This is a genomic window from Paracoccus sp. S4493, assembly GCF_000967735.1.
Lineage (GTDB): Bacteria > Pseudomonadota > Alphaproteobacteria > Rhodobacterales > Rhodobacteraceae > Paracoccus > Paracoccus marcusii.
On the sequence record NZ_JXYF01000370.1, the window covers coordinates 1 to 1,489 of the forward strand.

At 67.0% G+C, this 1,489-nt stretch carries 1 protein-coding gene and 1 pseudogene; both read left to right on the forward strand.

What is annotated here, in order from left to right:
• Positions 1–683: Crp/Fnr family transcriptional regulator (locus TW83_RS17790; protein ID WP_052714972.1), on the forward strand; the 683-nt coding region annotated here is incomplete at its 5' end.
• Between the two features lie 83 nt (positions 684–766).
• Positions 767–1,489, forward strand: a pseudogene (locus tag TW83_RS17795) (hypothetical protein); the annotation flags it as partial.

A 1,489-nucleotide genomic window follows, 5' to 3' on the forward strand; every position in this document is an offset into this window, starting at 1 on the left:
AGCCGCAGCTGGCGGCCCTGGTGGCGGAGGCTGCCCTCGTTCATATCCGTCGCCCCAGGGACATTCTGCGCCAAGGCGAGCCTGCCGACTGGATCTATCTGATCATCAAGGGCCGGATCGAGGTCAACTATCTGGATATCAACGGAAATCGCGTGATGGCCCATCTTGCCGTTCCCGGCGAGGTGCTGGGAGAGGTCGAGCAGTTTTCCGGCCGGACCTGCGCGGCAAGCTGCACCACGCTGCCGGACACGACGGTGATGCTGCTGGATGCGGCAATGATCCTGCGGCACGTTCCGGCCGACCTGCTGATGCGCAACTTTGCCAAGATCTTTCACGACCGCCTGACGCGGGACAACCGCCAGCACTCGGTTGCGATGTTCTATGCCGCCGAAGATCGCATCCGCATCAACCTGTTGACCATGACCAGCGCCGAATCTCCGCAGATCCAGCTGAGCCAGACCGATCTGGCGGCGATCGCCGGATGCTCGCGCCAGACCGTCAACAAGACGCTGTCGCAACTGCGCGCCGAAGGCATCGTCGAGATGGGGCGCGGAGAGATCCGGGTCCTGGACCGCGCCCGGCTCAAGTCCGCACGCCCCGGCTGCGACCAGGTTCTGCCCGACGAGGGGTTCGCCCGCATCCCCGATGCCGCCATGCCCATCGTGGTCATGCCGAAAGCGTGACCGGCAATCGGCCGCAAGGGGCTGAGAATGCGAGCAATCTGCGGTTATCTGGGGCCAGTCCCTCAGCGCCACCCGGAGACCGCATGGCCCACGACCCCAACGCCGCCCCCGTCCCAGACCGCAGCCACGACCGCGTCGGCGACCGCTATGCCCGAGAGCTTGAGCGGCACCTGGACTGGCTGGACAGTTTCACCTCGACCGCGCTTGGGGTGCTTTCGGCCGCATCGGGCATCTATACCTATCTTGGGGTGCGGACGCTGCTGGACGATCCCGGCCTGTGGACGACCTTTGCGGCGCTGGCCTATTCCATCGCGGTGTCGGTGGGCATCTTCGTCTTCTGGTCCTACATGCTGCGGCTGTTGCCGGCGGTCCGCTCGGCCGCATCGCGGGTTGGCCTGCTGCTGACGATGGCGCTTGGATCGGTGGCGATCGTCGCGATGTCGTCCTGGCTGAACGCCGCCGCGCTGGCAGGGACGGCCGCGGTCGAGACGCACATGGCGGCCACCGTGCAGACCTATCAGACCTCGCTGGAACGCGCGCATGCGAATGCGGTGGCGGGGCAGGCGCTGTCGCGCGACGTGGCCCGGGTGCGGCAAAGCTTTGCGGACCTGTCCGAGCAGGAGGCGGGCGGCACCCTGTCCGGCTTCTCCGGTCGCGGCGCGGTCTTTCGGGTACTGACCCAGAAGGGCGCCGAACTGCAGGCGCTGGAGGACCAGCTGCTGGCCGCCGAAGCCCCCATCGAGGAGACATTCGCGCAGGGGAACACCATTCTGTCCCGGATGCGCGGCACCTCGGTCGAGCCGGGA